This window comes from Rhodococcus sp. S3, assembly GCF_058211795.1.
Window position 1 is genome coordinate 5,040,350 of sequence record NZ_CM177074.1, and the last position, 25,567, is coordinate 5,065,916.

The 25,567-nt window shown below is 68.2% G+C and carries 21 protein-coding genes and 1 pseudogene; 6 read left to right on the forward strand and 16 right to left on the reverse strand.

Features of this window, described 5'->3' with window-relative positions:
- Positions 1–21: 21 nt before the first annotated feature.
- Positions 22–2,256, reverse strand: coding sequence for a WD40 repeat domain-containing protein (locus tag AC0LPE_RS23430; RefSeq protein WP_490605343.1), 2,235 nt, complete (start codon positions 2,254–2,256; stop codon positions 22–24).
- A gap of 88 nt (positions 2,257–2,344) precedes the next feature.
- A pseudogene (locus AC0LPE_RS23435) lies at positions 2,345–3,202 on the reverse strand (nSTAND1 domain-containing NTPase); the annotation flags it as partial.
- Positions 3,203–3,375: 173 nt separating this feature from the next.
- Between AC0LPE_RS23435 and AC0LPE_RS23440 the strand changes: the two are divergent.
- Positions 3,376–3,657 carry a response regulator transcription factor gene (locus AC0LPE_RS23440; protein ID WP_016692179.1) on the forward strand — a complete coding sequence of 94 codons (282 nt, stop codon included), beginning with the start codon at positions 3,376–3,378 and terminating at the stop codon, positions 3,655–3,657.
- Positions 3,658–3,874: 217 nt separating this feature from the next.
- Here the strand turns inward: AC0LPE_RS23440 and AC0LPE_RS23445 are convergent, their stop codons facing one another.
- The 4 genes from AC0LPE_RS23445 to AC0LPE_RS23460 all read right to left on the reverse strand — a co-directional run bounded on the left by AC0LPE_RS23445 (position 3,875) and on the right by AC0LPE_RS23460 (position 9,741).
- Entirely contained in the window at positions 3,875–4,357 is a 483-nt protein-coding gene (locus AC0LPE_RS23445) for an RNA polymerase subunit sigma-24 (protein ID WP_160877323.1), read from the reverse strand.
- Between the two features lie 27 nt (positions 4,358–4,384).
- Positions 4,385–5,977, reverse strand: a complete 1,593-nt coding sequence (locus AC0LPE_RS23450) for a glycosyltransferase family 87 protein (protein ID WP_088896948.1) — start codon at positions 5,975–5,977, stop codon at positions 4,385–4,387.
- A gap of 9 nt (positions 5,978–5,986) precedes the next feature.
- A complete protein-coding gene (locus tag AC0LPE_RS23455; RefSeq protein ID WP_490606395.1) occupies positions 5,987–8,581 on the reverse strand; it encodes a transglycosylase domain-containing protein in 2,595 nt (864 codons plus the stop codon).
- 737 nt (positions 8,582–9,318) lie between these two features.
- Positions 9,319–9,741 carry a DUF5318 domain-containing protein gene (locus AC0LPE_RS23460; protein WP_172414849.1) on the reverse strand — a complete coding sequence of 141 codons (423 nt, stop codon included), beginning with the start codon at positions 9,739–9,741 and terminating at the stop codon, positions 9,319–9,321.
- Positions 9,742–9,973: 232 nt separating this feature from the next.
- Here AC0LPE_RS23460 and AC0LPE_RS23465 point away from each other — a divergent pair, with 232 nt between their 5' ends.
- Together AC0LPE_RS23465 and AC0LPE_RS23470 are read left to right on the forward strand one after the other, a co-directional pair.
- On the forward strand, positions 9,974–10,531 hold the full coding sequence (locus AC0LPE_RS23465) for a PadR family transcriptional regulator (RefSeq protein WP_016932952.1): 558 nt from the start codon (positions 9,974–9,976) through the stop codon (positions 10,529–10,531).
- Complete coding sequence (locus AC0LPE_RS23470; RefSeq protein WP_145690416.1) at positions 10,524–11,624, forward strand: inositol-3-phosphate synthase; 1,101 nt, start codon at positions 10,524–10,526, stop codon at positions 11,622–11,624. Before AC0LPE_RS23465 ends, AC0LPE_RS23470 begins: the two co-directional genes overlap by 8 nt.
- Before the next feature lie 89 nt (positions 11,625–11,713).
- Here AC0LPE_RS23470 and AC0LPE_RS23475 read toward each other — a convergent pair whose 3' ends face one another.
- The 3 genes from AC0LPE_RS23475 to AC0LPE_RS23485 are packed head-to-tail and all read right to left on the reverse strand — an operon-like array spanning position 11,714 to position 14,791.
- On the reverse strand, positions 11,714–12,472 hold the full coding sequence (locus AC0LPE_RS23475; protein ID WP_016694959.1) for an SDR family oxidoreductase: 759 nt from the start codon (positions 12,470–12,472) through the stop codon (positions 11,714–11,716).
- Complete coding sequence (locus AC0LPE_RS23480; RefSeq protein WP_145690414.1) at positions 12,469–13,542, reverse strand: phosphotransferase family protein; 1,074 nt, start codon at positions 13,540–13,542, stop codon at positions 12,469–12,471. Before AC0LPE_RS23480 ends, AC0LPE_RS23475 begins: the two co-directional genes overlap by 4 nt.
- A 16-nt stretch (positions 13,543–13,558) precedes the next feature.
- Positions 13,559–14,791 (reverse strand): acyl-CoA dehydrogenase family protein, encoded by a 1,233-nt coding sequence (locus AC0LPE_RS23485; protein WP_088896944.1) that lies wholly within the window; start codon positions 14,789–14,791, stop codon positions 13,559–13,561.
- An 81-nt stretch (positions 14,792–14,872) separates the two neighbouring features.
- On the opposite strand from AC0LPE_RS23485, the gene AC0LPE_RS23490 reads away from it, so the two are divergent.
- Positions 14,873–15,460 carry a TetR family transcriptional regulator gene (locus tag AC0LPE_RS23490; RefSeq protein WP_160877327.1) on the forward strand — a complete coding sequence of 196 codons (588 nt, stop codon included), beginning with the start codon at positions 14,873–14,875 and terminating at the stop codon, positions 15,458–15,460.
- 96 nt (positions 15,461–15,556) lie between these two features.
- Here the strand turns inward: AC0LPE_RS23490 and AC0LPE_RS23495 are convergent, their stop codons facing one another.
- From AC0LPE_RS23495 to AC0LPE_RS23525, 7 genes are all read right to left on the reverse strand, one after another.
- Positions 15,557–17,686, reverse strand: coding sequence for a transglycosylase domain-containing protein (locus tag AC0LPE_RS23495; RefSeq protein WP_490605344.1), 2,130 nt, complete (start codon positions 17,684–17,686; stop codon positions 15,557–15,559).
- A 154-nt stretch (positions 17,687–17,840) separates the two neighbouring features.
- Entirely contained in the window at positions 17,841–18,032 is a 192-nt protein-coding gene (locus tag AC0LPE_RS23500; protein WP_059381889.1) for a hypothetical protein, read from the reverse strand.
- A complete protein-coding gene (locus AC0LPE_RS23505) occupies positions 18,029–18,850 on the reverse strand; it encodes a carbohydrate ABC transporter permease (RefSeq protein ID WP_059381978.1) in 822 nt (273 codons plus the stop codon). The genes AC0LPE_RS23500 and AC0LPE_RS23505 overlap by 4 nt, the downstream gene beginning before the upstream one ends.
- 83 nt (positions 18,851–18,933) lie before the next feature.
- Positions 18,934–20,007, reverse strand: coding sequence for a carbohydrate ABC transporter permease (locus AC0LPE_RS23510; RefSeq protein WP_145690411.1), 1,074 nt, complete (start codon positions 20,005–20,007; stop codon positions 18,934–18,936).
- A gap of 17 nt (positions 20,008–20,024) precedes the next feature.
- Complete coding sequence (locus AC0LPE_RS23515; RefSeq protein ID WP_059381891.1) at positions 20,025–21,308, reverse strand: ABC transporter substrate-binding protein; 1,284 nt, start codon at positions 21,306–21,308, stop codon at positions 20,025–20,027.
- Positions 21,309–21,465: 157 nt separating this feature from the next.
- Entirely contained in the window at positions 21,466–22,539 is a 1,074-nt protein-coding gene (locus AC0LPE_RS23520; protein ID WP_490605345.1) for an ABC transporter ATP-binding protein, read from the reverse strand.
- Positions 22,540–22,587: 48 nt separating this feature from the next.
- Positions 22,588–24,042, reverse strand: coding sequence for an alanine/glycine:cation symporter family protein (locus AC0LPE_RS23525; RefSeq protein ID WP_490605346.1), 1,455 nt, complete (start codon positions 24,040–24,042; stop codon positions 22,588–22,590).
- Positions 24,043–24,139: 97 nt separating this feature from the next.
- Here AC0LPE_RS23525 and AC0LPE_RS23530 point away from each other — a divergent pair, with 97 nt between their 5' ends.
- Positions 24,140–24,949, forward strand: coding sequence for a DUF2786 domain-containing protein (locus AC0LPE_RS23530; RefSeq protein WP_490605347.1), 810 nt, complete (start codon positions 24,140–24,142; stop codon positions 24,947–24,949).
- Positions 24,946–25,470: a TIGR04338 family metallohydrolase gene (locus AC0LPE_RS23535; RefSeq protein ID WP_490605348.1), complete on the forward strand. Its 525-nt coding sequence runs from the start codon at positions 24,946–24,948 to the stop codon at positions 25,468–25,470. Before AC0LPE_RS23530 ends, AC0LPE_RS23535 begins: the two co-directional genes overlap by 4 nt.
- Positions 25,471–25,567: the final 97 nt, after the last annotated feature.

Below are 25,567 nucleotides of genomic sequence, written 5' to 3' on the forward strand. Positions count from 1 at the left end.
GGTGGCGTCGTAGACACGGCTTCAGTAAGCGGTGAGCACCGCGTGGGTGATGGGGGAGTCCGGTCGGGTGACGTCCCAGATCCACGCCGACCCGTCGCCGACGCCCGCCGCGAGACGATCCCCGTCGGGGGAGAAGTGCAGCGAGTACACCGCATCCGCCGGCCCGGTGATCCGTGCCAGTTCGCGTGGGGCGGCAGGCTCCGCGACATCCCACAGGCGCACACTGCGGTCGGCGCTCGCCGCGGCGAGGATCGTTCCGTCGCCGCCGAACGCAACCGTCTGCGCCTGACTCTCGAATCCGGACAGCTCGGAGATCCGCGCCGGCTCGGCGGGATCCGAGAGATCCCACAGTTCGACGAGGCCACCGGCGCTCGCCACGGCCACGATGTCGGCAGTGGGATGCCACGACAGCATGTACGGATAGTCGTCCGCCTCGAAGGTGCCGACGACGCGCGGAGCAGCCGGATCGGAGGCGTCGACGATCGCAACCTTCTCGTCCTCCGTCGCCGCCACCGCCACGACGGGTCGGCCGGGGGCGAACTCGACCACTCCGACGACGCCCGTGACGACACCTTCGGCGGTCCCGGTGAACTGTGGCGTCGCGGGGTCCGTCAGATCCCACAGGTGCACGGAGCCGCCGGATGTTCCTGCAGCAGCGAGTGATCCGGTCTTCGACAGTGCTGCGGCACCGTTGAACCGGTCCTCGACGGGAGGATTCAGGGACGGCAGTTGCACCACCGCACCGGGATCGGTGATGTCCCACAGCGGCAGGGCGTTCGTCCTTCCCTGGCCGAAGAGGACGAGAGCGCCGTCCGCATCGACGGGAGTGACGTAGACGGCCTCGTCCGCGGGTAGGACCGGGCCGGGCACCGGCCACCATCCCACCGAGCCGTCCAGTGCCGCGGTGAGCACTGCGCGACCCTCGTCGGCGAAGACGACCGAGGTCACGGGATTGGAACCGGGCAGTGTCGTGATCGATTCGGCGGCGTCGGGAGTCGTTCCGTCCGCCCAGATGCGGACGGTATTGTCGGAGCTGCCCGCGACCAGGCGACGACCGTCCGGAGCGAACGCGACGGTGTTGACATAACTGGTGAATCCCTCGAGGGCGACCAGGGGCACCGGCGTCGCGGGATCGACCATGTCCCAACGCAATACGTGACGTCCGGTGGTACCGGCCGCGACCGTGCGTCCGTCGGCCGAGAAGGCCACCGACAGAAGATGTTCGGTGCCGCCGTCCGGTAACGTCTCGAACACCGGTCGCGTGCCGGAATCCTGCGTCCGTGCGTCCCACACCCGCAGCGACATCTGTCTGCCGGCCACGACGAGCCACCGGTTGTCGGGCGAGAACGCCGGGTTCACAGCACCTTCGACCGGATGATCGAGTGGGGGCAGTTCTCTCACCCCGCCGGCATCCGTGTTCCATCGCAGCACCGTGCCGGATCCCGTTCCCGCCACGAGTTGCCGTCCGTCCGGAGAGAATTCGAGAGAATACGCCGTGTGGTCGGAGTCGGCGAGCACCGCCTGCTGCTGCGGTGAGGTGCGATCACGGATGTCCCAGAGCCAGATCCCGCCCTGACCACCCACCGCGACGGAATCGCCGTCCGGTGACACGGCGAGCGCATAGAGTTCGGCGGCGCCGTCTCCCGCACCGAATTCCGCGGTCGGGGTGATCGACGGTCCGGTCTCGCCCACCGCCCACAACCGCACCGTGCCGTCGGCTGCGGCACTGATCACAGTGCCCCCGTCGGGTGTGCTGCGGGCCTGGAGGGGACCGGCCGGCCCCGTCAGACGTACGGGGGTGCGCACACCGGTGGTGTCCAGCAGCGCCGAGCGCGCCTCCACGGTGTCGGCGACACGGTAGCCGGCCAGCGCGAACTGGGCGGCGACGGCGGGTTCGGTGGCCGACAACTGCGACGAGACGGTCGCGATCTGGCGCGACATCGCGTCGTCGCGTGCGCGCTGGGCCTCGGCGCGTTCGGTACGCGCGCTGATTCCGGCGGCGGTGGCGACGACGACGAGCACGAGGGCGATCACCGCCGTCGCGGTGAGGGCGCCCACGAGCCGCCGGAGCACCCTGGTCCGGCGACGCTCCGCTTCGACCTCGGCGTCCCGGTGCGCGACGCTCCGGGCGAGGAACGCCCGTTCGGTGTCGTTGAGCGCGTCGGCGTTGTCGTCGACGCGACTCCAGTCGTCGTGGAGGACGAGCCGGCCACCGCCGAGCAGCGTGGTGTCGTCGCGGTCGCTGTCCTCCCACACCTGCGCGGCACGGGTGAGTTCGCGACGCGCGGGGAGCGAGGTCGGTCAGCAGCACCTTCACCAGTTCCGGCGGGACGGTCACCCCCGCCTTGGCCGCCGGTTGCACGATGACGGATTCGAGTTCGGCTGCCGACATGGGGCCGACGACGACGGGCCCGGACTCGAGGATCGGCACGAGGTGCGGTTCCCGTGCGGCGAGTCCGTAGAAGTCGGCCCGGAGCCCGAGGACGACGACGATGTCGTCGGACGGCTGCGCGAGGTGTGCGAGTAAGGCGTGGCGGTCCTCTTCCTCGCCGGCGGTCCACAATTCCTCGAACTGGTCGACGACGAGAACGGTCGGGTGCTCGACGTCGAGGGCGCCGGCGAGCTTGTCCGGACCTGCCGACGCGGGGGTCAGGACGACGGGCTTCCAGTCGCGGAGATCGGTCTCGTCGGAACCGACGGCGGCAGCGACACCGGCCCGCAGCAGAGACGACTTGCCCGCGCCGGAAGGACCGACGACGAGGATCACCCTCGGCCCCTGTCCGGCGACCGCGGCGCGGATCCGGCGGAGAACGTCCTCGGTGATGTCGTCGCGGCCGAAGAACCATTCGGTGTCCTCCGCCTCGAAGGAGGACAGACCGCGATAGGGGATCGGGCCGGTGTCCCGGCGCTTGGTCCGTGCCTGCCGGGCGCGACGCGCAGCCGCGATCCAGGTGTCCGCCTCGGTCTCGTCGGCGACCCCGCACGCCGCGAGCACGGCGCGGAAGGCCGGCTCGCTGGCGCGGGTCGGCAGGTGCTGTCCGGAGAACCATCCGGCGACCGTGCCGTGCAGTGCCCCGGACGCGTCGACGACGTCACGGATGGACAGTCCCGCTCGGGTTCGCAGGGCGGTCAGGGCCCGGCCGAACTCGGCCCGGGAGGTGATGGAGGTCGGGTCGGCCGCCTCCACGGTTGTTTCCGTCATCTACGGTTCCCTCGGGAAGGATCTGCGTTTCCGCAGGTCAGCAATGTATGGCTGTACGGATTTCGTACGGGATCGCGCGCGGGCGTAGGTCTTCGCACCGACGGCGACGAGGATTCGGGGTGGCGCATTCGCGCCGGCTCCCAGACTCTTCGTCAGCCGAGAGGCGGTTCGCCGTGAACGCTCAGCACCGTTCGTCCTCGTTCCACGACATGCGTGTCGGCGGCCTCGTGCGGCCTCTGCTCAGCGCCCGTGAGAGGGAAGTTCTGCTCACCTGGCTGGCAGCGGATTCGAAGACCGAAGCGGCGAGGCGGCTGTTCATCTCGGTGGGCACGTTGAACACGCACCTGCAGCGGATCCGCCTCAAGTACGCGGCAGCCGGGCGGGATGCCTCGACGAAGGCGAGTCTGCTGGCACGCGCGCTCCAGGACGGCCTGACGACGCTGGAGGAGTGGTGACACCGCACGGATGTGACGTCGCACGAGCGGTGACGCGCCGGCGCGCGTGAGGTCAGGGATCGTCGGAAGTGCAGGGCACGGCGAACCTCCAAGGCGCGGTCGACAGGTCCCCGACAGTCCCGTAGCCAGAAGTGACGAATCGGATATTAACGACAAATCGTCCTGAGAGGTGTGGTTCGTCCACTCGTTTGTGGGCGTGGACTCCGCCGGCCCTGTTTCAGGCTGCGCGCAGGGAACTCAGCGCGGCGTGCTGCTCGACACCGACCCGCCCCGGCGCCACGGCGAGAGCCACCGCGGTCTGCCGCGAGTCGAGGCCCACGATGGTGCGCAGGATGAGGATCTCCTGCTGGAGCCGGGTCAGAGGGAAGGCCCGCGGGTTCACGAACTCCGCATCGGCCGCGTCGACGACCACCGTGTAGGCCAACCGCAGGAAGGGCCGGTCGGCCCCGGACGGGGCGGTGAGTTCGGCGAGGATCGCCCGGCAGGCGGCCAGGGCGAGACGATCGGCGTCGGCGAAAGTACCTCCGGCGGCTTTCGCGCGGGCCCGGAAGTAGGCGATCACGAGCGGATGCAGGTCGTGCAGGAGTCGTGGGATCGCGGTGGCGTCGCCGGCCGCGACCGTCCACGCCAGCTCACACGTCGTGAACTGTGATGCGGTGACATCCGTCCCCGCTCCGAATCTCCGTCCGCCGCTCGCCATTCTCCCCCCTCGTGCTCGTTCCCGAGCCTAGGGCGCCGGCGAAGCCTCCGATATACATCGTTCGGATGATTCTTCTCTCGTGACCCGATGGTGAGCAGGCCGCAACCTGGCGGGCAACCACCGCGGCGGACGGTCGGGAGCCTGGTCGAGCACGCCACCGACCGGATCGTCGACGAAGCCGTATCGCACGGGATCCCGTACCGGACGCCGGATCTGCCACAGCACGACCGCGCACAGTGCCACGACGGCGACGTCGCGCAGGAAGACGGTGGCGGTGAACCACTGCTCCGGCAGCCCCTTCCGATCGGGACCGAGGTAGTAGTACATGCGCGGAACCCACACCAGCGCATCGATCGTCATCCAGGCGACCAGTGCGCGCCGGTGGGGTACGGCCAGCACGGCGAGCGGCACGAGCCACAGCGAATACTGCGGACTCCACACCTTGTTCGTGAGCAGGAAGGCCGCGACGAGGAGGAAACACAGTTGCGCGAGGCGGGGGCGGCGCGGCGCGGTGAGCCCGATCCACCCGATCGCGGCGCAGGCCGCGGCGAACAACACGAGCGAGACCCCGTTGAAGGTCGAGGCCGACCAGGCCGGCCAACCCACGAACGAGTGCAGCACGTTGTAGATCGAATCCGGGTCCGCTCCGCGATCGGAGTTGAGCCGGAAGAACTCCGCCCATCCGCGCGGGTACAGCACCATGATCGGCAGGTTCACCACCAGCCACGCCGCCGCGGCCGCTCCCGCGGTGCGGGCGAACGACCGCAGGTGGCCGGTCCGCAGGCACAGCACCAGCAGCGGACCGAGCAACAGCAAGGGATACAACTTCGTCGCCGCACCGAGGCCGAGCAGCACGCCGGCGAGAACCGGTCGACGGCGGGCCCACGCCAGCAGGCCACCGGCGGCGAAGGCCGTGGCCAGGGCGTCGAAGTTGGTGAAGGCGTGCACCACGACCAGCGGTGACGCGGCGACGAGTGCGGCGTCCCAGATCCTGCGGCCCGCCGACATCGCGGTGGCCCACACCGTGACGAGCCAGGCGAGCGCGAGACCGACTGCGACGACGGCGAAGTAGATCGCGACCTGCAATGCGTCGGGCAACCACGGCGTGGCGTCCCACGCCTTCGCGATGCGCATCGAGCCGTACTGGTAGAGACCCGCGAGCACCGGATACTCCATGTACCGGGTCTGCATCTGCCCGTCGGGGCCGGGTTCCTCCCACGACGTCCGGTACGGGAAGGCGCCCTCGGCGAGCCGTTCGGCGCCGTAGAGCGGAACGATGTCGGAATAACACATCGCCACGTACTGCCGGTTGCCGCTCCAGTCCAGGCCGAGCGCACCGTCGGGACCGACGGGTCCCTGCTGGACGCAGGCCGCCTTCGTGAACCAGCCGAAGGCGAGGAAGACGACCGCGAGCAGCAACATCGCCCGCAGGGGAGTGAAGAAGCGGGTGCGCCCGAGCACGGCGTGCCGGCCCACCGGACCGCCGATGACGGCGGTCAGGCGCGACACCGTCGGGTCGGTACGCCCGGGGGTGTCACGCCAGTCCAGGGAACGACGATCCTCGGCCGGTGGTGCAGCGGACACCACCGGCCGGGCGTCGGATCCCCGGTCGTCGCTCACGCGGCGAGGCTACCCGGCCGGAGCGTATTCGAACGCGCCCTGGGGGCTACCGCCCTGCGCGCCCTGGAATCCGCCTCCCTGCGCGCCCGGGATCGCGGGGCTCTCGAGTCCCGGGATGCGGTTCTGCGGAGGCGATCCACCCTCGTCGGAGTCGTCGCCGGTACCACCGCCGCCGGTTCCGCCGCCGGTGTCCTCGCTCTCCTCCTGCTGACCGCCGGTGCCGGGACGGGAGGGCGCGTTCTGGGTGGTCGTCTGCGGGGCGACACCCGGAACAGGAATCGTGACGCCGGGGAAGATCTCCACGTTCTGCGTGGTGATCTCTGGAACCTCGGGAAGGCTCGGCACGACACGCGAGGTGGTGGTCTCCTCACGGGTGGCCGGCGCCGTCGTCGACGCGGTCCACGCCGGCACGCCGGAGACACCGGCGATCGGTTCCGGCTTCGGGAACGACTCGACGTCGGTGCCCTCGAGAGCGCCGTCCATCGTGTCCTTCCAGATGTCCGACGGGATGCCCGAGCCGTAGATCATGCCGCCCCAGCTGTTCTCGAGGGGCAGGCCCTCCTCGGTGCCGACCCACACCGCAGTCGACAGCGACGGCGTGTAGCCGACCATCCACGCGTCCTTGTTGGAGCCGGTGTCGCCGAGCTGGGCGGTACCGGTCTTCGCTGCGGACGGGCGGCCGCCGGCGAGGGCGTGCCCGTTCGAGTACGCGGCGATCGGGGTCATCGCGGAGGTGGTGTTGTCGGCCACCGCCGCGTCCACGACCTGCTCACCGGCGGGGGTACCGCGATCGAGGAGCACCTCACCGTCGGACGTCACGACCTTCTGCACGAAGTACGGCTCGTGATGACGACCGGACGCCGCGAGCGTGGCGTACGCCGAGGCCATGTCGAGCACGCGCGACTGGTACTGGCCCAGCACGATGCCGTAGTTGGGGCCGATGCCACCCGGCTCGGTGAGCGTCTCACCGATGCCCGGCAGTTCCTTCGCGATGCCCAGCTTGTGCGCCATGTCGGCGATGGCCTGCGGGCCGTTGTCCATCTCGAGCATCATCCGGTAGAAGCTCGTGTTCAGCGACCGCTTGAGCGCTTCGGCGATGGTGCACTGCCCGCACGACTCGCCCTCGACGTTGCCGATCTTGATGCCGTTGACCGTCAGCGGACCGCTGTCGTAGGTCTGCGACAACGGCACGCCCTGGTCGAGATTGGCGGCCAGGCCGAACACCTTGAACGACGAACCCGTCTGCAGACCGGACTGGGCGAAGTCGTAACCGACACCGCTCTCACCGCCGTAGTAGGCGCGGATCGCCCCCGACCGGGGATCGACCGACACCACCGCGGTACGCAACTCCTCGGGTTCACCCTCGAGATTGCTCTGCGCCGCCTCGACCGCCGACTGCTGGGCCTGCGGGTCGATCGTCGTGGTGATCTGGAGACCGGCCGTGTTGAGGAGATTCTCGTCGATGCCCTCGCGGGACAGCTCTGCGAGCACCTGGTTCTTGATCAGGCCTTCGGGACCGGACGACTGGTCGCCGTTGTCGAGCTCCGCGACGGGCACGTAGGCCGGGTACTTCATACCCGTCCGCTCGGCCGCATCGAGCGTGCCGGCGGCGACCATGCCGTCGAGCACGTAGTTCCAGCGCGCCTCCGCACCCTCGGGGTTCTGCTCGGGATCGAGCAGCGACGGCAGCTGGATCGACGACGCGAGAACGGCGCCCTCCTCGACGGTGAGCTCACCGACGGGCTTGCCGAAGTACGCGTTCGACGCCGCGGCGATGCCGTAGGCACCACGGCCGAAGTAGATGGTGTTGAGATAGGCCGCGAGGATGTCGTCCTTCGCCCACTGGTTCGCCATCTTCGTCGACAGCACCAGCTCCTTGAGCTTTCGCGTCAACGTCCGCTCGGAACCGACGACGGCGACCTTCACGTACTGCTGGGTGATGGTCGAACCACCACCGGCGCTGTCGCGGCCGAGCACGTTGTCGCGGGCGGCACGCGCGAAGCCGGTGACCGAGAAGCCGGGATTGCTGTAGAAATCGCGGTCCTCGGCAGCGAGCACGGCGTTGCGGACGTGCACGGGAATCGCGTCGAGTTCGACCTCGGTGCGGTTGCCCTCCGGCGGGATCACCTTCGTGATGACGCCCTCGCCGTCGGAGTTGTAGATGGTCGCAGCCTGGTTCGTCTGCAGCTCACCGGGGCGCGGCACGTCCTGGACGACGTACGCCAACATGAACATGAGGATCGGGACGAGGATGCCGGCGGCGACCACGACGTACCCGATCCGGCGGATCGTGCGCCAGCGGTTGCTCTTGCCGCCGCCCTTTCCACCGCCGGCGCCGCCACCCGAACCGCCCCCGGGCGGAACGGTGGGAGGTCCGCCTGCGGGCGGGCCGCCGGCGACGCGCGTCGTGGGTGCATCGTTCGCAGCGCTCGCAGTCCCTGCAGCACCCGCTGCAGCGCTCGCACCCATCGCAGCGGAGACCCGCTGCGTCGGGGCATCCGCTCCGGGACGCTGCGCACCTGGTGCGTCCGCTCCGGGACGCATGGCGACGGTCGGATCGGCCTGCGGCGTGCGCTGGACGGGAGGCACCGCGCCGGGCGGCAACGACTGGTTCGGGTTGCGCGGCTGGTTGGCGCCCGGAGCGGGTACCGGTCCGCGCGGCGGGTACGGCTGTCCCGACCGGCCCTGCTGGGGGCCCGGACCCTGCGGTCCCTGCCCCTGACCGGGAGCCGGAGGACGCTGTCCCTGGACGGGACCCTGAGGGCGCGGTCCCTGACCGGGAGCCTGAGGACGCTGCCCCTGACCGGGGACTTGAGGACGCTGCCCCTGACCGGGGCCCTGGGGCGGGTACGGCGGCCGGCCGCCGGGGCGCGGCGGCTGCTGACCTGCGGGGCCGGGCTGTCCGCCCGGTCGACCCGGCTGTCCCTGCACACCCGGCTGACCCTGCGCTCCCGGCTGACCCTGCGGTCGCGGTTGCGGCGGCAACGGACGACCCTGCACCGGTCCCTGGGCAGGGCGCTGCTGTCCCGGACCGGCACCGGCAGGAGGACCGGGACGTTGCTGCCCGGGCTGCGGCCCGGCGGGACCGCCGCGCTGGGGCGGAACGGCCTTGTTGTCCTCGGGTTCGTTGTCGGGGGAACTCACGTACTCATCTCCAACTGTTCTCGCGACGCATCACGCCGCGGCCTCGACACTGCTCCACGAACGGCCGATCGGCGATGCCGGCGGACGGCAGCCGATCCACGATTGTGCGCAGCGGACGACGCGACGATCAGGTCGTGCGGGTCGGACCCAGGAGCGAACTCCACGAGAAAGCGTACGGGCACGTTGCCGGTACCCCTTCACTCGCTGGCGGTACGACGGCTCGATCCCGTCGACCGGCGACGCGGGCTCTTGGGGGCGGGTTGCGATCCCAGGACGTACGACTGCACCAGGTGATTCCAGCTGCAGGTACGGCACACCTCGACCACGTGAACCGAGAATTCTTCCTGGCTGGCGGCCAGACGCACCAACTCTTCGGGAGTGCGCGCCGACCCGGACACCGGACCGAGTTTGTCGCCGAAGACCCACGAGACGAGGGTCAACTGCTCCTTACGGCAGATGGGGCACATCACATCGCTGCCCCGTCCGTGAAATTTCGCCGCCCGCAGCAGATAGGGGCTCGCGTCGCAGACCTCGCTGACTCCGCGCCGCCCCGAGTAGACCTCGGCGAGCAGCGAGCGTCGCTGCAACGCGTAGTCCACCACCTGCCGCTGAATTCGCACGGCTTCCAGAGTACGTGCGGGCGATGCGGCGATGGGCGCGGAGTGGCCCACCGGACATCGAAGTCGGGTGGTCGAGGCGGTACCGATGCATTTCCGATCGGGCCTCGAGGAGGGCGGTCGTCCGCAACCGGACGTGACACGAACCGTGTGGGGCGTATCGTCGTATATATCGGCGCGATATAGTTCTGCGTCGTATCAATCGGTTGGTTCGAACGGAAACAGGAGGTGACCCGTGCTGGAACTGGCGATACTCGGGCTCCTCCTCGAATCGCCCATGCACGGCTACGAGCTGCGCAAGCGTCTGACCGGGCTTCTCGGGGCCTTCCGCGCCTTCTCGTACGGGTCGCTCTATCCGACTCTGCGGAGAATGCAGGCGGATGGCCTCATCGAAGAGGATTCGGGGACTCCCGGTCCCGTGAAGCGACGTGCCCGCCGCGTCTACCAGCTCACCCCGAAGGGTCGAGAACGCTTCACCGAGCTGGTCGCCGACACGGGACCGCAGAACTACACCGATGACGGATTCGGCGTGCACCTCGCCTTCTTCGGTCGCACTCCCGCCGAAGCGCGGATGCGAATTCTCGAAGGCAGGCGCCGCCAGGTCGAGGAGCGCAGAGAAGCGCTCCGCGATGCGATCGGACGGGCCAGCGGCACACTCGATCGTTACACCCGTCAGCTCCATCAGCTCGGCCTCGAGTCCAGCGAGCGCGAAGTCCGCTGGCTCAACGAACTCATTGCCGCCGAGCAGTCGTCAGCAGCACGCAACAAAGAAGGAGAACCCGACCATGGGTGAGAACAGCACCGCGGTGCGCGTGGCCATTGTGGGCGTGGGGAACTGTGCCTCTTCCCTGGTCCAGGGCGTCGAGTACTACAAGGATGCGGACGCCGAGACCACCGTCCCCGGCCTGATGCACGTCGAATTCGGTTCCTACCACGTGCGCGACGTCCAGTTCGTCGCTGCGTTCGACGTGGATGCCAAGAAGGTCGGCTTCGACCTGTCCGAGGCGATCCTCGCGAGCGAGAACAACACCATCAAGATCGCCGACGTGCCGCCGCTCGGTGTGCCCGTCCAGCGCGGCCACACGCTCGACGGCATCGGCAAGTACTACTCCGAGACCATCGAGCTGTCCGACGCCGAGCCCGTCGACGTGGTTCAGGCGCTCAAGGACGCCCGGGTCGACGTTCTCGTCTCCTACCTCCCCGTGGGTTCCGAGGAGGCCGACAAGTTCTACGCGCAGTGCGCCATCGACGCGGGCGTCGCCTTCGTCAACGCTCTCCCCGTGTTCATCGCCTCCGACCCCGAGTGGGCGCAGAAGTTCGCCGACGCCGGTGTCCCGATCGTCGGCGACGACATCAAGTCGCAGGTCGGCGCCACCATCACCCACCGCGTGATGGCGAAGCTGTTCGAGGACCGCGGTGTCGTGCTCGACCGCACGTACCAGCTCAACGTCGGCGGCAACATGGACTTCAAGAACATGCTCGAGCGCGAGCGTCTGGAGTCGAAGAAGGTCTCCAAGACCCAGGCCGTCACGTCGAACCTCAACGGCCCCCTCGCCGGCAAGGTCCACGACCGCGACGTGCACATCGGCCCCTCCGACTACGTGCAGTGGCTCGACGACCGCAAGTGGGCGTACGTCCGCCTCGAGGGTCGCGCCTTCGGTGACGCCCCGCTGAACCTCGAGTACAAGCTCGAGGTCTGGGACTCCCCGAACTCGGCCGGCATCATCATCGACGCCATCCGCGCGGCGAAGATCGCCAAGGACCGCGGCATCGGCGGCCCGATCCTCCCGGCCTCGGCATATCTGATGAAGTCCCCGCCGGTCCAGATGGCCGACGACAAGGCTCGTGCCGAGCTCGAGGCGTTCATCATCGGAGCCGACGCGTAAGTCGTTCTCCGGCAGTATTTCCGACGAAGGCCGCATCCCTCACCGGGGTGCGGCCTTCGTCGTTCCCACTGTGCGGGTTCCGGACCCGCCTACGCCATCTTCCGGATCACCGACAGCGGCAGCACCTTCATCGCGTAGCCGAGCGGAATCCACGGCCAGCCCGGCACGTACGCCTTGGCCGGTTCCTTCTCGATCGCAGCCGCCAGTGCGCGACACCCTGTTTCGGTGTCGACGATGAACGGGACCTTCTTCACCTTCTCGTTGATCTCCGACCGGATGTAGCCCGGGAAGATCGTGCTCACCGAAATGTCGGTGTCCGCCAGGTCGGCCCGCATCCCTTCACCGAGCGAGGCGACGGCGGCCTTCGACGCGGCGTAGGTCGTCAGGTTGCGTGGCATGCCCCGCACCGCGCTCATGGACGAGATGAGGACGACGTGCCCGCGCCCACGGGGCCGCATGAGTTCGAGGGCCGCTTCGCTCTGCGCCAGTGCACCGAGGAAGTTGGTGTTCGCCGTCTGGGCGTTCGCGCGGAAGTAGCCGGTACCGAGCGGTTGTCCCTTGCCGAGGCCGGCGTTCACGATCACCCGGTCGAGACCACCGAGCTCCTCGTCGAACTCGCGGAAGACGGTGAACACGTCGTCGTGCTTGTTCACATCGAGGGCGCGCACGCTCACCGTGATACCCGGGTGCGCGGCGAGCAATTCGTCCCGCAGCTCCTCGAGCCGTTCGACGCGCCGGGCGGCGAGTGCGAGATTCCTTCCTCGAGCGGCGAATTCACGCGCCATTCCGGCACCGAGGCCGGAACTCGCACCGGTGATGAGGATGTTCCGTCGCTGCGGGCGGCTCATCGGCTCTCCTTCTCGTATCGATCGATCAATGCACTGCAACGGGATTCGAGGTAGCCGACCACGATCCAGAAGTCCTTGAAGGCCGGATTGGTGGTGTGGCCGTGGTGGTAGCGGTAGTAGATCTGCTGGGCGATCACGGCGAGGCGGAACAGTCCGAACACCTCGTAGAATCCCCAGCCGTCCACCGGCAGTCCGGTTCGCTCGGAATAGTATTCGACGATCTCCTGCCGGGTGAGCATGCCGGGCAGATCGGACGGCTGACGCTTCGTCAGCAGCAGCATGTCGTCGTCGTCCGCCTGGACCCAGTAGGCGAGCGACGAGCCGAGGTCCATCAGGGGGTCGCCGATGGTGGCAAGCTCCCAGTCCAGCACCGCGAGCGGCTTCAACGGATCGTTCTCGTCGAGCACGATGTTGTCGAGCCGGAAGTCACCGTGGATGACGGTCTGCGCGACGTCCTGCGGCTGCCGCGCCGCCAGCCACTCGGTGACGCGGGCGAAGTCGGGGACGTTGTCGGTGCGGGCCTTGGCGTAGCGCGACGTCCACCCCGCGACCTGCCGTGCGACGTAGCCGGATCCGCGACCCAGACCGGACAGTCCTGCGGACTCCGGATCGATGCCGTGCAGTTCGACGAGCAGGTCGACGATGCGTAGGCACAGGGTGCGGGTGTCCGCTTCGGAGAGGTCGAGCTGCGTGGGCGGATTCGTACGCAGGATGGTGCCGGGAACCCGGTCCATGACGTAGAAGTCGCTGCCGAGCACGCTGTGATCGGTGCACAGGCCGACCATGGTGGGAACGTAGGGGTAGACCGGCGCGAGCATCGACTGGATGCGGTACTCGCGTGCCATGTCGTGACCCGACGACGGCTTCGCCCCGGCGGGCGGGCGACGCAGCACGAGATCGCGATCCGGATAGCGCAGCAGGTAGGTGAGATTGGATGCGCCGCCGGAGAACTGGCGGACCTCCGGCACCCCTGCGATGCCCGCGTTCTCGGCGAGCCAGGCTGCGACCGCGTCGACGTCGAAGGCGTCCTCGTCGCGAACGGTACGGGCGTTCTCGGGAAGGGTGGTCATCGTCGGAAATTCCCTCTCACGCGTACTTGCCGAGTTCGAACCGGGCGACGAGCCCCTGGTGCACCTCGTCGGGGCCGTCGGCGAGACGCAGGGCTCGCGCCGCCGTCCACGCACCGGCGAGGGGGAAGTCGTCGGAAAGTCCTCCGCCGCCGTGGATCTGGATGGCGAAGTCGACGATCTGCTGGGTGACGCGCGGTGCGACGACCTTGATCTCCGAGACCGCCGAGCGCGCCCCGGCGAGGCCCTGCGTGTCGAGCAGCCAGGCCGCGTGCAGGACGAGCAATCGCAGTTGGTTGATCGCGATGCGGGCGTCGGCGATGCGTTCGCGGTTGCCACCGAGGTTGATGATCGGCTTACCGAAGGCGGTGCGCTCGAGACCTCGGCGGCACGCGAGTTCGAGGGTGTGCTCGGCCAGCCCGACGAGGCGCATGCAGTGATGGATGCGACCGGGACCGAGGCGGCCCTGGGCGATCTCGAATCCCCGTCCGGGACCGGCGATGACGGCATCGAGCGGCAGTCGCACGTCGGTGAAGGACACCTCACCGTGGCCGCTGGGCTCGTCGAAGAAGCCCATGGTCGGGAGCATGCGCTCGACCTTCACACCCGGGGTGTCGAAGGGCACGAGGACCATCGAATGTCGCTGGTACTTGTGGGCTTCCGGATCGGTCAGGCCCATGAAGATGAGCACCTTGCAGTCGGGGTGGCCGACGCCGGTGCTCCACCACTTGCGGCCGTTGAGCACGATCTCGTCGCCCTCGACCACGGCGGTCGCGGCCATGTTCGTCGCGTCCGACGACGCAACCTCGGGTTCGGTCATGCAGAAGGCCGAACGGATTTCACCGTCGAGCAGGGGGCGCAGCCACTGTTCCTTCTGCGCCTCGCTGCCGTAGTGGTAGAGGACCTCCATGTTACCGGTGTCGGGGGCGTCGCAGTTGAACACCGCGGAGGCGAACTGCGAGCGACCCATCTCCTCGGCGAGCGGGGCGTAGTCGACGTTCGACAGTCCGGCGCCGAGTTCGGCGTCGGGCAGGAAGAGGTTCCACAGGCCCTCGGCGCGGGCCTTGCGCTGCAGCTCGCGAAACTCGGGGGAGACGGCCCACCTCTCGGCGGCATCGATGTCGCGTCGTCCCTCGCCCGCGGTGCGCCGCTCGGCCCGCAGTCGCTGTTCGACGGGCGTGACCTCGGCGGCGATGAACGCTCGGAGGCGTTCGAGATAGTCGCGACTGCGCTCGGACTGTGCGAAATCCATCGGGTGCCTTCCGTCGAGTTCGACCGGGAATCTGCCCGGTCGGGCGGTCGTAACTGAGCGATGCTCAGTTAGGCTATCGGTGTGAGCACCCCACGACAAGAGGCGTCCAAGGGACGGCGTCGTCTGCCGCCCGAGGAACGTCGACGACAACTCGTGGCGATCGGGCTGCAGGAGCTGTCGACGCGCCCGATCCACGCCCTGTCGATCGATCGCGTCGCCGAGATCGCCGGCATCTCCCGTGGTCTGCTGTTCCGCTACTTCCCCACGAAGCAGGACTTCTACGTCGCCGTCGTCGGCGCCGCGTCACGCCGGTTGCTCCGCGCGGCGGACCCCGATCCGGACGAGCAGGATCCGCTCCGGGCGGTGCTGCACCCATTCGTGTCGTTCATCGACCGCCACGGCGACAACTACCAGGCGTTCTTCCACAGCGGCGTCGGCTCCGACCCCCAGATCCGCGACATCCACGACTCGATGCGCGACACCATGGTCGAGCGGGTTGTCACGGCGCTGGGCTGCGACGACACCCCCGTCACCCGCATGCGGCTGCGGGCGTGGTGGGCATTCGTGGAGTCGCTGGCGATCGACCGGTTCCGCGAAGGCTCGCCGAGCGTCGACGAGGTCGTCGACTGTTCGGCCGCGCTGCTGCCGACGGTACTGAACGGGCCGTAGACGCGGACCGCCTCGACAACGAGGGGGAGGTTGTGTGCGTCCCCGGTCGGGAGAACGCACACTACCTCCCCCTCGACGAACGAGTGGACTCCCCCTCTACAAGCCGGGGATCTGGATCGTCACGCCGGGGAACACCTCGATCTGCGAGGGCACCTGGACCGGCAGGTCGACCGGCGGCGCCGGAATCGTGATCGGCGGCAGGTTCGACAGGTCGGGCAGCTGGAAGGTCGGCGGCGGGGCAGTGGTGGTGGTCTCGATACCGGCGTCCTTCGGGACACCCGCCTGACCACCGATCGGTGCCGGCCACGGGAAGCTTTCGACGGGTGTGCCCTCGAGCGCGCCGTCCATCGTTCCCTTCCAGGTGTCCGACGGCAGTCCGGAACCGTAGATCGACCCACCCCAGCTGTTGGTGATCGGCCCGGCGTCGGGGGTGCCCATCCACACGGCCGTCGACAGCGACGGCGTGTACCCGACCATCCAGGCGTCCTTGTTCAGCCCGGTGTCACCGAGCTGCGTGGTACCGGTCTTCGACGCCGACGGCCGGCCACCGGCGAGCGCATGCCCGCGCGAGTAGGCGGCGATCGGCATCATGGCCTGGGTCGCGTTGTCGGCGACCGCGGCATCGAAGCGCTGCTCGCCGGGGGACGCCGGTCGATCGAGGAGCACGACACCGTCGGCCGTGACGACCTTCTGCACGAAGTACGGCTCGTGGAAGACACCGGACGCGGCGATCGTCGCGTAGGCGGAGGCCATGTCGATGACACGTGCCTGGTACTGGCCGAGGACGATGCCGCCCTCCGGAGGACCGCCGTTCTCGCTCAGCGTCTGCCCCTCGACGCCGGGGATCGTCAGCGGGATTCCTGCTGCGTGCGCGGCGTCGGCGATCTTCTGCGGGCCGTTCGACATGGACATCATGAGCCGATAGAAGCTCGTGTTCAGCGACCGCTTGAGTGCCTCGGCGATCGTGCAGCGTCCACACGACTCGCCCTCGACGTTGCCGATGCGGATGTTGCCCACCGTGAGCGGGGAGCTGTCGAAGCGCGCGTTGAGGCCGATCCCGTCGTCGAGTGCGGCGAGCAGGCCGAACACCTTGAACGCCGACCCGGTCTGGACGGGTGCCTGCGCGAAGTCGAAGCCGGCGCCGTCCTCACCGCCGTAATAGGCGCGCACGGCACCGGAGCGGGGATCGACCGAGACCACCGCGGTGCGCAGCTCCCCGGGCTCGCCGGACAGCGTGGACCGGGCGGCGTCGATCGCCGCCTGCTGGGCCTTCAGATCGATGGTGGTGGTGATGCGCAGGCCCTCGGTGTTGAGGTCCTGTTCGCTGATCCCCGCCGCGGACAGCTCGCGCAGCACTTGCGTACGGATGTGTCCTTCCGGACCCGTCGCCTCGGTGGCCAATACAAGGGTGTCCGACGGCACCGTCGGGGGGAACACCTGCTCCGACCGCTCGGAGGGGTCGAGGACGTCCATCTCGACCATGCCGTCGAGCACGTAGTTCCAGCGCTCCTCGATGGCCGGCAGGTTGTACTCGGGGTCGAGCGACGACGGCGTCTGGATCACCCCGGCCAGGACAGCGCCCTCGGAGACCGACAGTTCCTCGACGGGCTTGCCGAAGTACGCCTGCGACGCCGCGCCGATGCCGTAGGCGCCGCGACCGAAGTAGATGGTGTTGAGATACGCCTCGAGGATCTCGTCCTTCGACCACTGTCGCGCCATCTTGGTGGAGATGACGAGCTCGCGCATCTTGCGTTCGAGCGTGCGATCGGCGCCGACGAGCACGTTCTTGACGTACTGCTGGGTGATCGTGGACCCACCGCCGGCGGTGTCCTTGCCCATGACGTTGTCGCGGGCCGCGCGCGCGAAACCGGTGATCGAGAAACCGGGATTGCTGTAGAAGTTGCGGTCCTCCGCCGACAGCACGGCGTTGCGGACGTGCTCGGGGATCTGCGCGATACCGACCTCGAGACGGTTGCCCTCCGGCGGGACGACCCGCGTGATCTCGGTGGCGTCGTCGGACGCGTAGATCCGCGCGAGCTGGTTCGTCTTCATGTCCGCCGGGGTCGGCACCTTCGCCGAGTAGTAGGCGGAGGCGAAGATTCCGAGCGGTACGAGCACGGCGAGAACGAACGCGACGAGTACGGCGTAGCGAACGATGCGTCCCCTTCGCTTCTTCGCTGCGGCCGCGGCGGCGCGCGAGGATGTCGACCTTTTGGGGCTCGTCACTCGTTCCACTTTCTCGGTACCGGTAATCCGGACGGGAGGGTCTCCCGCCCACCGTATGGTACGGAAACGACCGCAGGACGCCTCCGGAACACCGCTTCGGTGCTCCTTCTCACGTCACGACAGAGTCGATCCGATCGGCGTCATTCCGATCGCGTCATTCCGATCGGCGCCACGCGCGGAACGCGAACCCCCACATCACGACGAATGCGAGCAGCACGAGGGACGGCACGATGCCGGGTTGCGGCGACGTCAGCTCGGCGACGGCGGAGATCACGGCCATCACCGTGAACACCGTGAGCAGGCCGAGCAGCATCTCGAGTCGGTTCCGGCGCGGAACCTTCCTCACGACTTGACGCCACCCGCGGTCAGACCCGAGATGATGCGTCGCTGGAAGATCAGCACCATCACCACGAGCGGCACCATGACGAGCGTGCCGCCGGCCATGATCGACGCGTACGGGGTGACGTACGGGTCGGTACCGGTGAACCGTGCCATCGCGACCGTCACCGGGGCCGTGCTCTCGCTCGACAGCTGCGACATCAGCAGGTACTCGTTGACGGTCGCGATGAAGGCGAGGATCGCCGTGGTGAACAACGCGGGTGCCGCGAGCGGCAGCATGACCAGGCGGAACGCCTGCCCGCGCGTCGCACCGTCCATCCGGGCGGCCTCCTCGAGTTCCCACGGCAGCTCGGAGAAGAACGAGGTGAGCGTGTAGACGGTCAGCGGCAGCACGAACGAGATGTTCGGGATGATCAGCGCCTGGTACTTGCCGATCCAGCCGATGTCGGTGAACAACTGGAACAGCGGCGTCACGAGCGCGACGACCGGGAACATCGACGCGCCGAGGATGAGGCCGGTGACGAAGTACTTGCCGCGGAACTCGAACCGCGACAGCGCGTAGGCGGTGAACACGCCGAGCAGCAGCGCGACCGCCGTGGTGGCACCGGCGATGATGACGCTGTTGAGCAGCGCCCGCGAGAAGTTGACCTTGGCGTCGGGGTCGAGCGCGTCGGCGAAGTTCTGCAGCGTCGGGTTCGACGGCCACAGGGTCGTGCTGAACGTCTCCGACGGGTCGCGCAGGGCGGTGACGATCATCCAGTAACAGGGAGCCAGGCCCCACACGACGATCAGCGCGACACCCACGTAGGTGCCGACCGTGCTCATCCTGCGCTTGAACGGCACCTTGCGGGACTGCACCGGCGTGGGCTCGGGCTCCGGCTGGATCCGGGGAATCTCGGTGGTGACGGTCATACGACCTCCCCCTTACGCTGCTTCTCCTGCGTACTCACCGCGTTGGCGCCGAGGAACCGCACCAGCACGAAGGCGACGGCGAAGATGAGCAGGAAGGTGATCGTCGACAGGGCCGACGCGGAGTTCGAGCCCTGACGCATCTGGTCGACGACGAGCACCGAGATCGTGGACGTCGCGGGATTCGACCCCATCATGATCGCGGGCAGGTCGTACATGCGCAGCGCGTCCATGGTGCGGAACAGGATCGCCACCATGAGGGCGGGCTTCACCAGCGGCAGCGTGATCATCTTGAATCGCTGCCAGGCGTTCGCGCCGTCGACCTTCGCGGCCTCGTAGACGTCCTGCGGGATCATCTGCAGGCCGGCGAGGATGAGCAGCGCCATGAACGGCGCCGTCTTCCACACGTCGGCGACGATGATCGCGAAGCGCGCCGGCCACGGATCGGCGGTCCACAGGTAGTCGGTGCCGAGCAGTTTGTTGGCGGCACCGTCGTTGGCGAAGATGAAGAACCACAGCTTGGCGGTGACGGCGGTGGGGATCGCCCACGGCACGAGCACCGAGGCGCGCAGCAGGCCGCGACCCCGGAACGACTTGGCCATCACGATCGCCATCGCGAAACCGATCACCGTCTCGAGCGAGACCGTGACGACGGTGAAGAAGAAGGTGTTGAAGATCGACTGCCAGAACTGGGAGCCGAGGGTGCCCGGAGGGCACGGGATCGAACCGGTGGCGGTATTGCAGGTCTGGGTGATCCAGCGCGTGTAGTTCTCGATCCCCACGAAACCGCCGGTGACGAACCGGCCCGTCTCGGGATCGAGTCGCTTCGAGTCACCGTGCAGCGACATCCACACCGCTCGCCCGAGCGGGTACAGGATGATCACGGCCAGGACGAGCATCGACGGGGCGACGAACATCCATACCGGAACCTTGCGCCGCGTCTTCACCGCCGTGGCGGGAGGTGCGGGCACGCGGTGACGTCCGCCGACACGTCCGCGGTCGGGACCGGGGACGGTCCCGACCGCGGGGGCGTGTGGCGGATCCGCGGGATTGTCGACCTGCGGGTCAGCCATGTACTGCTCCTAGAGCATCAGTTGCCGGCGGTCTCGATGCCGGCCTTGGTGTCGTCCAGCGCCTGCTGGACGGTCTTCTCGCCACGGATCGCAGCGTAGGCGTTGTCGGAGATCGCCTTCGACACGGCCGAGTAGTACGGCGACGCCGGACGCGGCTTGGCGGCCTCGAGGACCTCCTTCAGCGTCGAGAAGTAGGGGTACTGCTCGAGGATGGAGGCGTCGTCGTAGACCTCGGCGAGAACCGGGGCGCCGCCCGCTTCCGCGTAGTACATCTGCGACTGGCGGGTCTGCATGAACTCGAGGAAGTCACGCGCGGTGGCGGGAGCATCCGAGAACGCGCTGATGCCGACGTTGTAGCCGCCGAGCGTCGAGACGCCGGGGCCGTCGATGCCGGGCAGGACGGCGATGCCGTAGTTGCCGGCGACCGACGAGGTCTCACCGTCGGTGTAGAAGCCGGGCCACGTGCGCAGGAACAGTGCCTCGCCGTTGCCGAAGGCGGTCTGCGACTCGCCCTCGGTGTAGGTCTGCGCGGCGGCCGGGATGATGCCGTCCTCGAAGTTGTCGACGATGAACTGCAGGCCCTCGGCCGTCTTGTCGTCGATGGCCGGGGTCAGGCCGTCCTCGGCGACGAAGGAGCCACCGAAGGCGTTGACGATCTCGGTGACGTTGACCGTCAGGCCTTCGTAGTTCTTGAACTGACCGATGTAGCAGGCGATACCCGCCTCCTCGGCCTTCGGGCACTCGGCCTTCAGGTCGTCCCAGGTCGCGGGCGCCTCGTCGACGAGGTCGGTGCGGTAGTAGAGGAACGCGCCGTTCGTGTTCTTCGGGGCGGCGTACAGGGTGCCGTTGTAGGTGCCCGACTCGACGGTCGCGGGCAGCACGCCCTCGGTGTCGATCTCCAGGTCGCCCTCGAGGGGGAGCAGCCAGCCGTTCGCGGCGAACTCCGCGGTGTTGGTGACGTCGACGGCGATGAGGTCGTACTCGTCGCTCTTGGCCTGCATGCGCTGAGCGATGTCGTCGTACTGGTCGTTGGCCTCCTTGGCCAGCGGCTTGAACGTCACCTGCTCGTCGGGATGCTCGGCGTTCCAGTCGGCGATGATGCTCTCGAGTGCCGTGTTCAGGGGATCCTGCCCCTCGACGATCGTGATCGGGCCGCGGCCCTCGGCGGACGCAGCGGTACCCTCACTGCCGCTCGAGGTGTCGTCGCCACCGTCGTCCGACGAGCAGCCGGCGAGAACGAGCGCGGTCGCGGCCGTAGCGGCGATCGCAGCCCTCCGCATCGCCTTCGTATTCAGAACCATCAACAACTCCCCATTCGAGGTCGAAAAACACACGTCGGTGACCCTGGTGCACCGACACCGGCCACTACTGTGGCACGCAGCACCGGTAAAAGTCGGCATTCCGCCCATCCTGAATCGGTCGAGTGTCGAGTGCACCGACCGATCACGGGAACGATCGTCAGCCGATCCGCTTCCCGTCGGACGTCCCGAAGACGTGCACGTGCTCGGGGTCGAAGCGCAGGTACAGCCGGTCGCCCTTCTGCGGAGGATTGCGCCAGTCGCTGCGCGCGACGATCTGCTGCACGATCCCGCCGACATCGGCCCGGCCGTAGACGTAGGCCTCCGAGCCGAGCTCCTCGACCACGTCGACGTCCATGGCCAGACCCTCGTTCGAGATCTCGAGGTGTTCGGGCCTGATCCCGAGCACGACCTCTTTCTCGGTGACCTGGCCGACCACGTCGCGCGGCACCGGTACGTGGATGTCGCCGATCATCGCGCCGCGGTCGAAGACCGGGAGTCGGAAGAGGTTCATCGCGGGCGAGCCCATGAAGCCGGCGACGAAGACGTTCGCGGGCTTGTTGTAGAGCACGCGCGGCGACGCGCACTGCTGCAGGATGCCCTTCTCGAGCACGGCGACGCGGTCGCCCATCGTCATCGCCTCGACCTGGTCGTGGGTGACGTAGACGGTGGTGGTGCCGAGGCGGCGCTGCAGCTGCGCGATCTGCGTGCGGGTCTGCACGCGGAGCTTGGCGTCGAGGTTCGACAGCGGCTCGTCCATGAGGAAGACCTGCGGCTGGCGGACGATGGCGCGGCCCATCGCGACGCGCTGACGCTGACCGCCGGACAGCGCCTTGGGCTTGCGGTCGAGGAACTGCTCGAGGTCGAGCATCTTCGCGACCTCGACGACCCGTTCGCGGATCTCGTTCTTGGGTGTCTTGGCCAGCTTCAGCGCGAAGCCCATGTTCTCCGCGACCGACATGTGCGGGTAGAGGGCGTAGTTCTGGAACACCATCGCGATGTCGCGTTCCTTCGGATCCTGCCCGGTGACGTCCTGGTCGCCGATGAGGATGCGCCCGCTGTGCACCTCCTCGAGGCCGGCGAGCATGCGCAACGAGGTCGACTTGCCGCAACCCGACGGCCCGACCAGGACGAGGAACTCGCCGTCCTCGATCTCGAGGTCGAGCGCGTCGACCGCGGGCGTACTCGAGCCGGGGAACAGGCACGTGGCCTTGTCGAAGGTCACCGACGCCATCTCGAAAGATCCTTTCCGAAGCGGTACACGCTCGTGCGGTAGGGGAATCTACCGTGCGTCGCTCGATCGGCTCTCGACCGGCGTGATGTCGTCGTCGTTCCAGACCTGGATCCCACGGATGCCCGGGACGTCACCGGCGCGGAAGACCGCGTCGCGGCCCTGCTTGCGCTGCGCGCTGTAGTGGTGGAACAGGGCGTAGGCGATACCCGACAGCGGGATCAGGGCGATGAGGTTGACGGTGGCCATGATCCCCATGGCGAGGTCGGCCAGGGCCCACACCAGCGGCAGCGAACCGATCGCCCCGAGGAAGACGCACAGCACGACCGCCGAGCGCAGGTAGGGCAGGATGCGGCGCGATCCGGTGAGGAACTCCATGTTGGATTCGCTGTAGTAGTAGTTGCCGATCACCGAGGTGAACGCGAGGAAGAAGATCAGCACGGCGAGGAAGTGCACCGTCCAGTCGCCGAGCTGCAGCGCGAGCGCGTTCTGCGTCAGAGCGGCACCCTCCAGGCCGCTGCCGAATTCGGGCTCGGACAGCAGGATGATGAAGGCCGTGATCGAGCAGACCAGCAGGGTGTCGAAATAGACGCCGAGGCTCTGGACCAGACCCTGCTTGACCGGGTGGGAGACCGCGGCGGCGGCACCGGCGTTGGGCGCCGAGCCCATGCCGGCCTCGTTCGAGAAGAGACCTCGGCGGATGCCGTTCATGAAGGCTGCACCGAAACCACCACCGACGATCTCCTCGAGACCGAAGGCGTTCTCGACGATGAGGCGGAACATGGTCGGAACCTCGCCGATGTTGAGGACCACGACGATGATGCCGATGACCAGGTAGACGAACGCCAGGACCGGCACGACGATCTGGGACACGCCGGAGATGCGGCGGATACCGCCGAAGATCACCACGCCGACGATGAGGGCGACGACCAGGCCCACGATCACCTGGAGTGTCATGGTCTTCTCCCCGACCGAACCCGCGACGGCGTCGACGATCGAGTTGGTCTGCACCGCGTTGAACACGAAGCCGTAGGTGATCGTGATGATGACCGCGAAGATCATGCCCATCCAGCGCTTCCGCAGCCCGTACTGCATGTAGTAGGCGGGGCCGCCGCGGAAGGTGCCGTCCTCGTCGCGCACCTTGTACAGCTGGGCGAGGGTGGACTCGAGGAAGGCGGTCGCCGCACCGACCAGAGCCATCGCCCACATCCAGAACACCGCGCCGGGACCACCGAGGCTGATCGCGATCGCGACACCGGCGACATTGCCCGTTCCCACTCGGGAGGCGGCCGAGACGGAGAAGGCCCGGAAGGCGGACAGGCCCGGTTCGCCGTCGGGTTGTCTCTCGGGTTTCTCCACGATGGAACGCAGCATGTCTGGCAGGAGCCGGATCTGGATGAACCGGGACCGGATCGTGTAGTACAGGCCCGAACCGATGAGCAGTGCGATCACCGCATACCAGAACGTGTCGTTGATATCGGTGACGAAATCGACCGCAGTGTCCATCTGCACGATCTTGGTGGGTCGCGGGCGGTTTCGCAGGAATTTCGTGCGTGTTCCCGGTCTCGTGGGCGGAGTCGGTGCCACGCTCTACGCTCGCTGGGTGAGTTCGGACAAGATGTTGAGCCGTATCGGCGGGTTGCTCCGCCAGGCGGAGTCCACCGACAACCCTCACGAGGCCGACGCCTTCCTCGCCGCGGCGCAGCGGCTCGCGACGTCCTCCTCGATCGATCTGGCGGTCGCGCGCAGTCACACGGCGGCGAAGGAACGCCGCGCGACTCCCGTGCAGCGGCTGATCACCATCGGCGAGACGGGGAAGAAGGGACTGCGCACCTACGCCCAGTTGTTCATCGCGATCGCGGCGGCCAACGACGTGCAGTGCGACATCACCGCGAACTCCACCGTCATCTACGCCTACGGCTTCGCCGACGACATCGACGTGTGCGAGGCGCTGTACTCGTCCCTGCTCGTGCAGATGGTGCGCGCGTCCGACGCATATCTGCGCGAGGGCACCTACCGGAACGAGACCACGGTGCGCACCGTCGTCGAGGAACGCGGCGGTCGCCGTGTGCGCACACGCGTGCGCAAGCCCGTTGCCGCGGTGACGGCGCGGTTGAACTTCCAGTCGGCGTTCGCCGCCCGGATCGGTGCCCGACTGACCGAGGCGAAGCAGGAGATGGAACGCGAGGTGGAAACATCCGCGCCCGGCACGGCGTTGGTGTTGCGTGGGAAGAGTCTGGAACTCCAGGACTTCTACCGCAGTACGTCGCAGGCACGGGGGGGTTGGCGGGGCAACCGGGCACCGTCGGCGCGCTCGGCCGATGCCCGGCGTGCAGGCGATCGCGCCGGACGCGCGGCCCGACTGGGAACGGCACCCGAACTGCCGTCGGCTCCGAGGAGGCTGGAACGGTGACCAAGGTGCGTGATGCCCGCAGAACCGCTGTGTACGAAGCGGAGTCGATCGTACGGAAGATGCTCGACCGCGCCGACGAGCGCGGGTTGCGGACCGTCGAGGTCGCCGGTTCCCACGTCACGCTCCCGGTCGAGCGACGGTTCGCGTCCATCGCCTCGGTCCAGGACTACATCGACGCCGTGCTCGCCCTCGACTGGGTACGCGCCCGGTGGGAGCGCGCCGCCGTGCCGGTGCGTGTGCGGGCCCGTGCGGGCAACGCGGCCGCACACTACGAACGCGACTGCGCGACGATCGCCCTTCCCGAGCACCGGGCGAACACCGCGTGGGCGTTCCGCGAGATGGTGGTGCTGCACGAGCTCGCGCACCATCTCGATCCGCAGGATCCCGACGACGCCACCGAGGGTGCCCACGGGCCGGCCTTCGTCGACCGCTTCCTCGCCCTCGTCGGCGAAATCATCGGCCCCGAAGCGGCATTCGCGTTGCAGGCGACCGGGATCGCCGCCCCGGCGCATCCGCGGTGATAGCCTCCGGTTTTCGGAACCCTTACCGGCTCGAGAACCTTTCTTTGACATCGCCACGGACGGCCGGACCGGATATGTAGCAATGCTCGTATCCTGC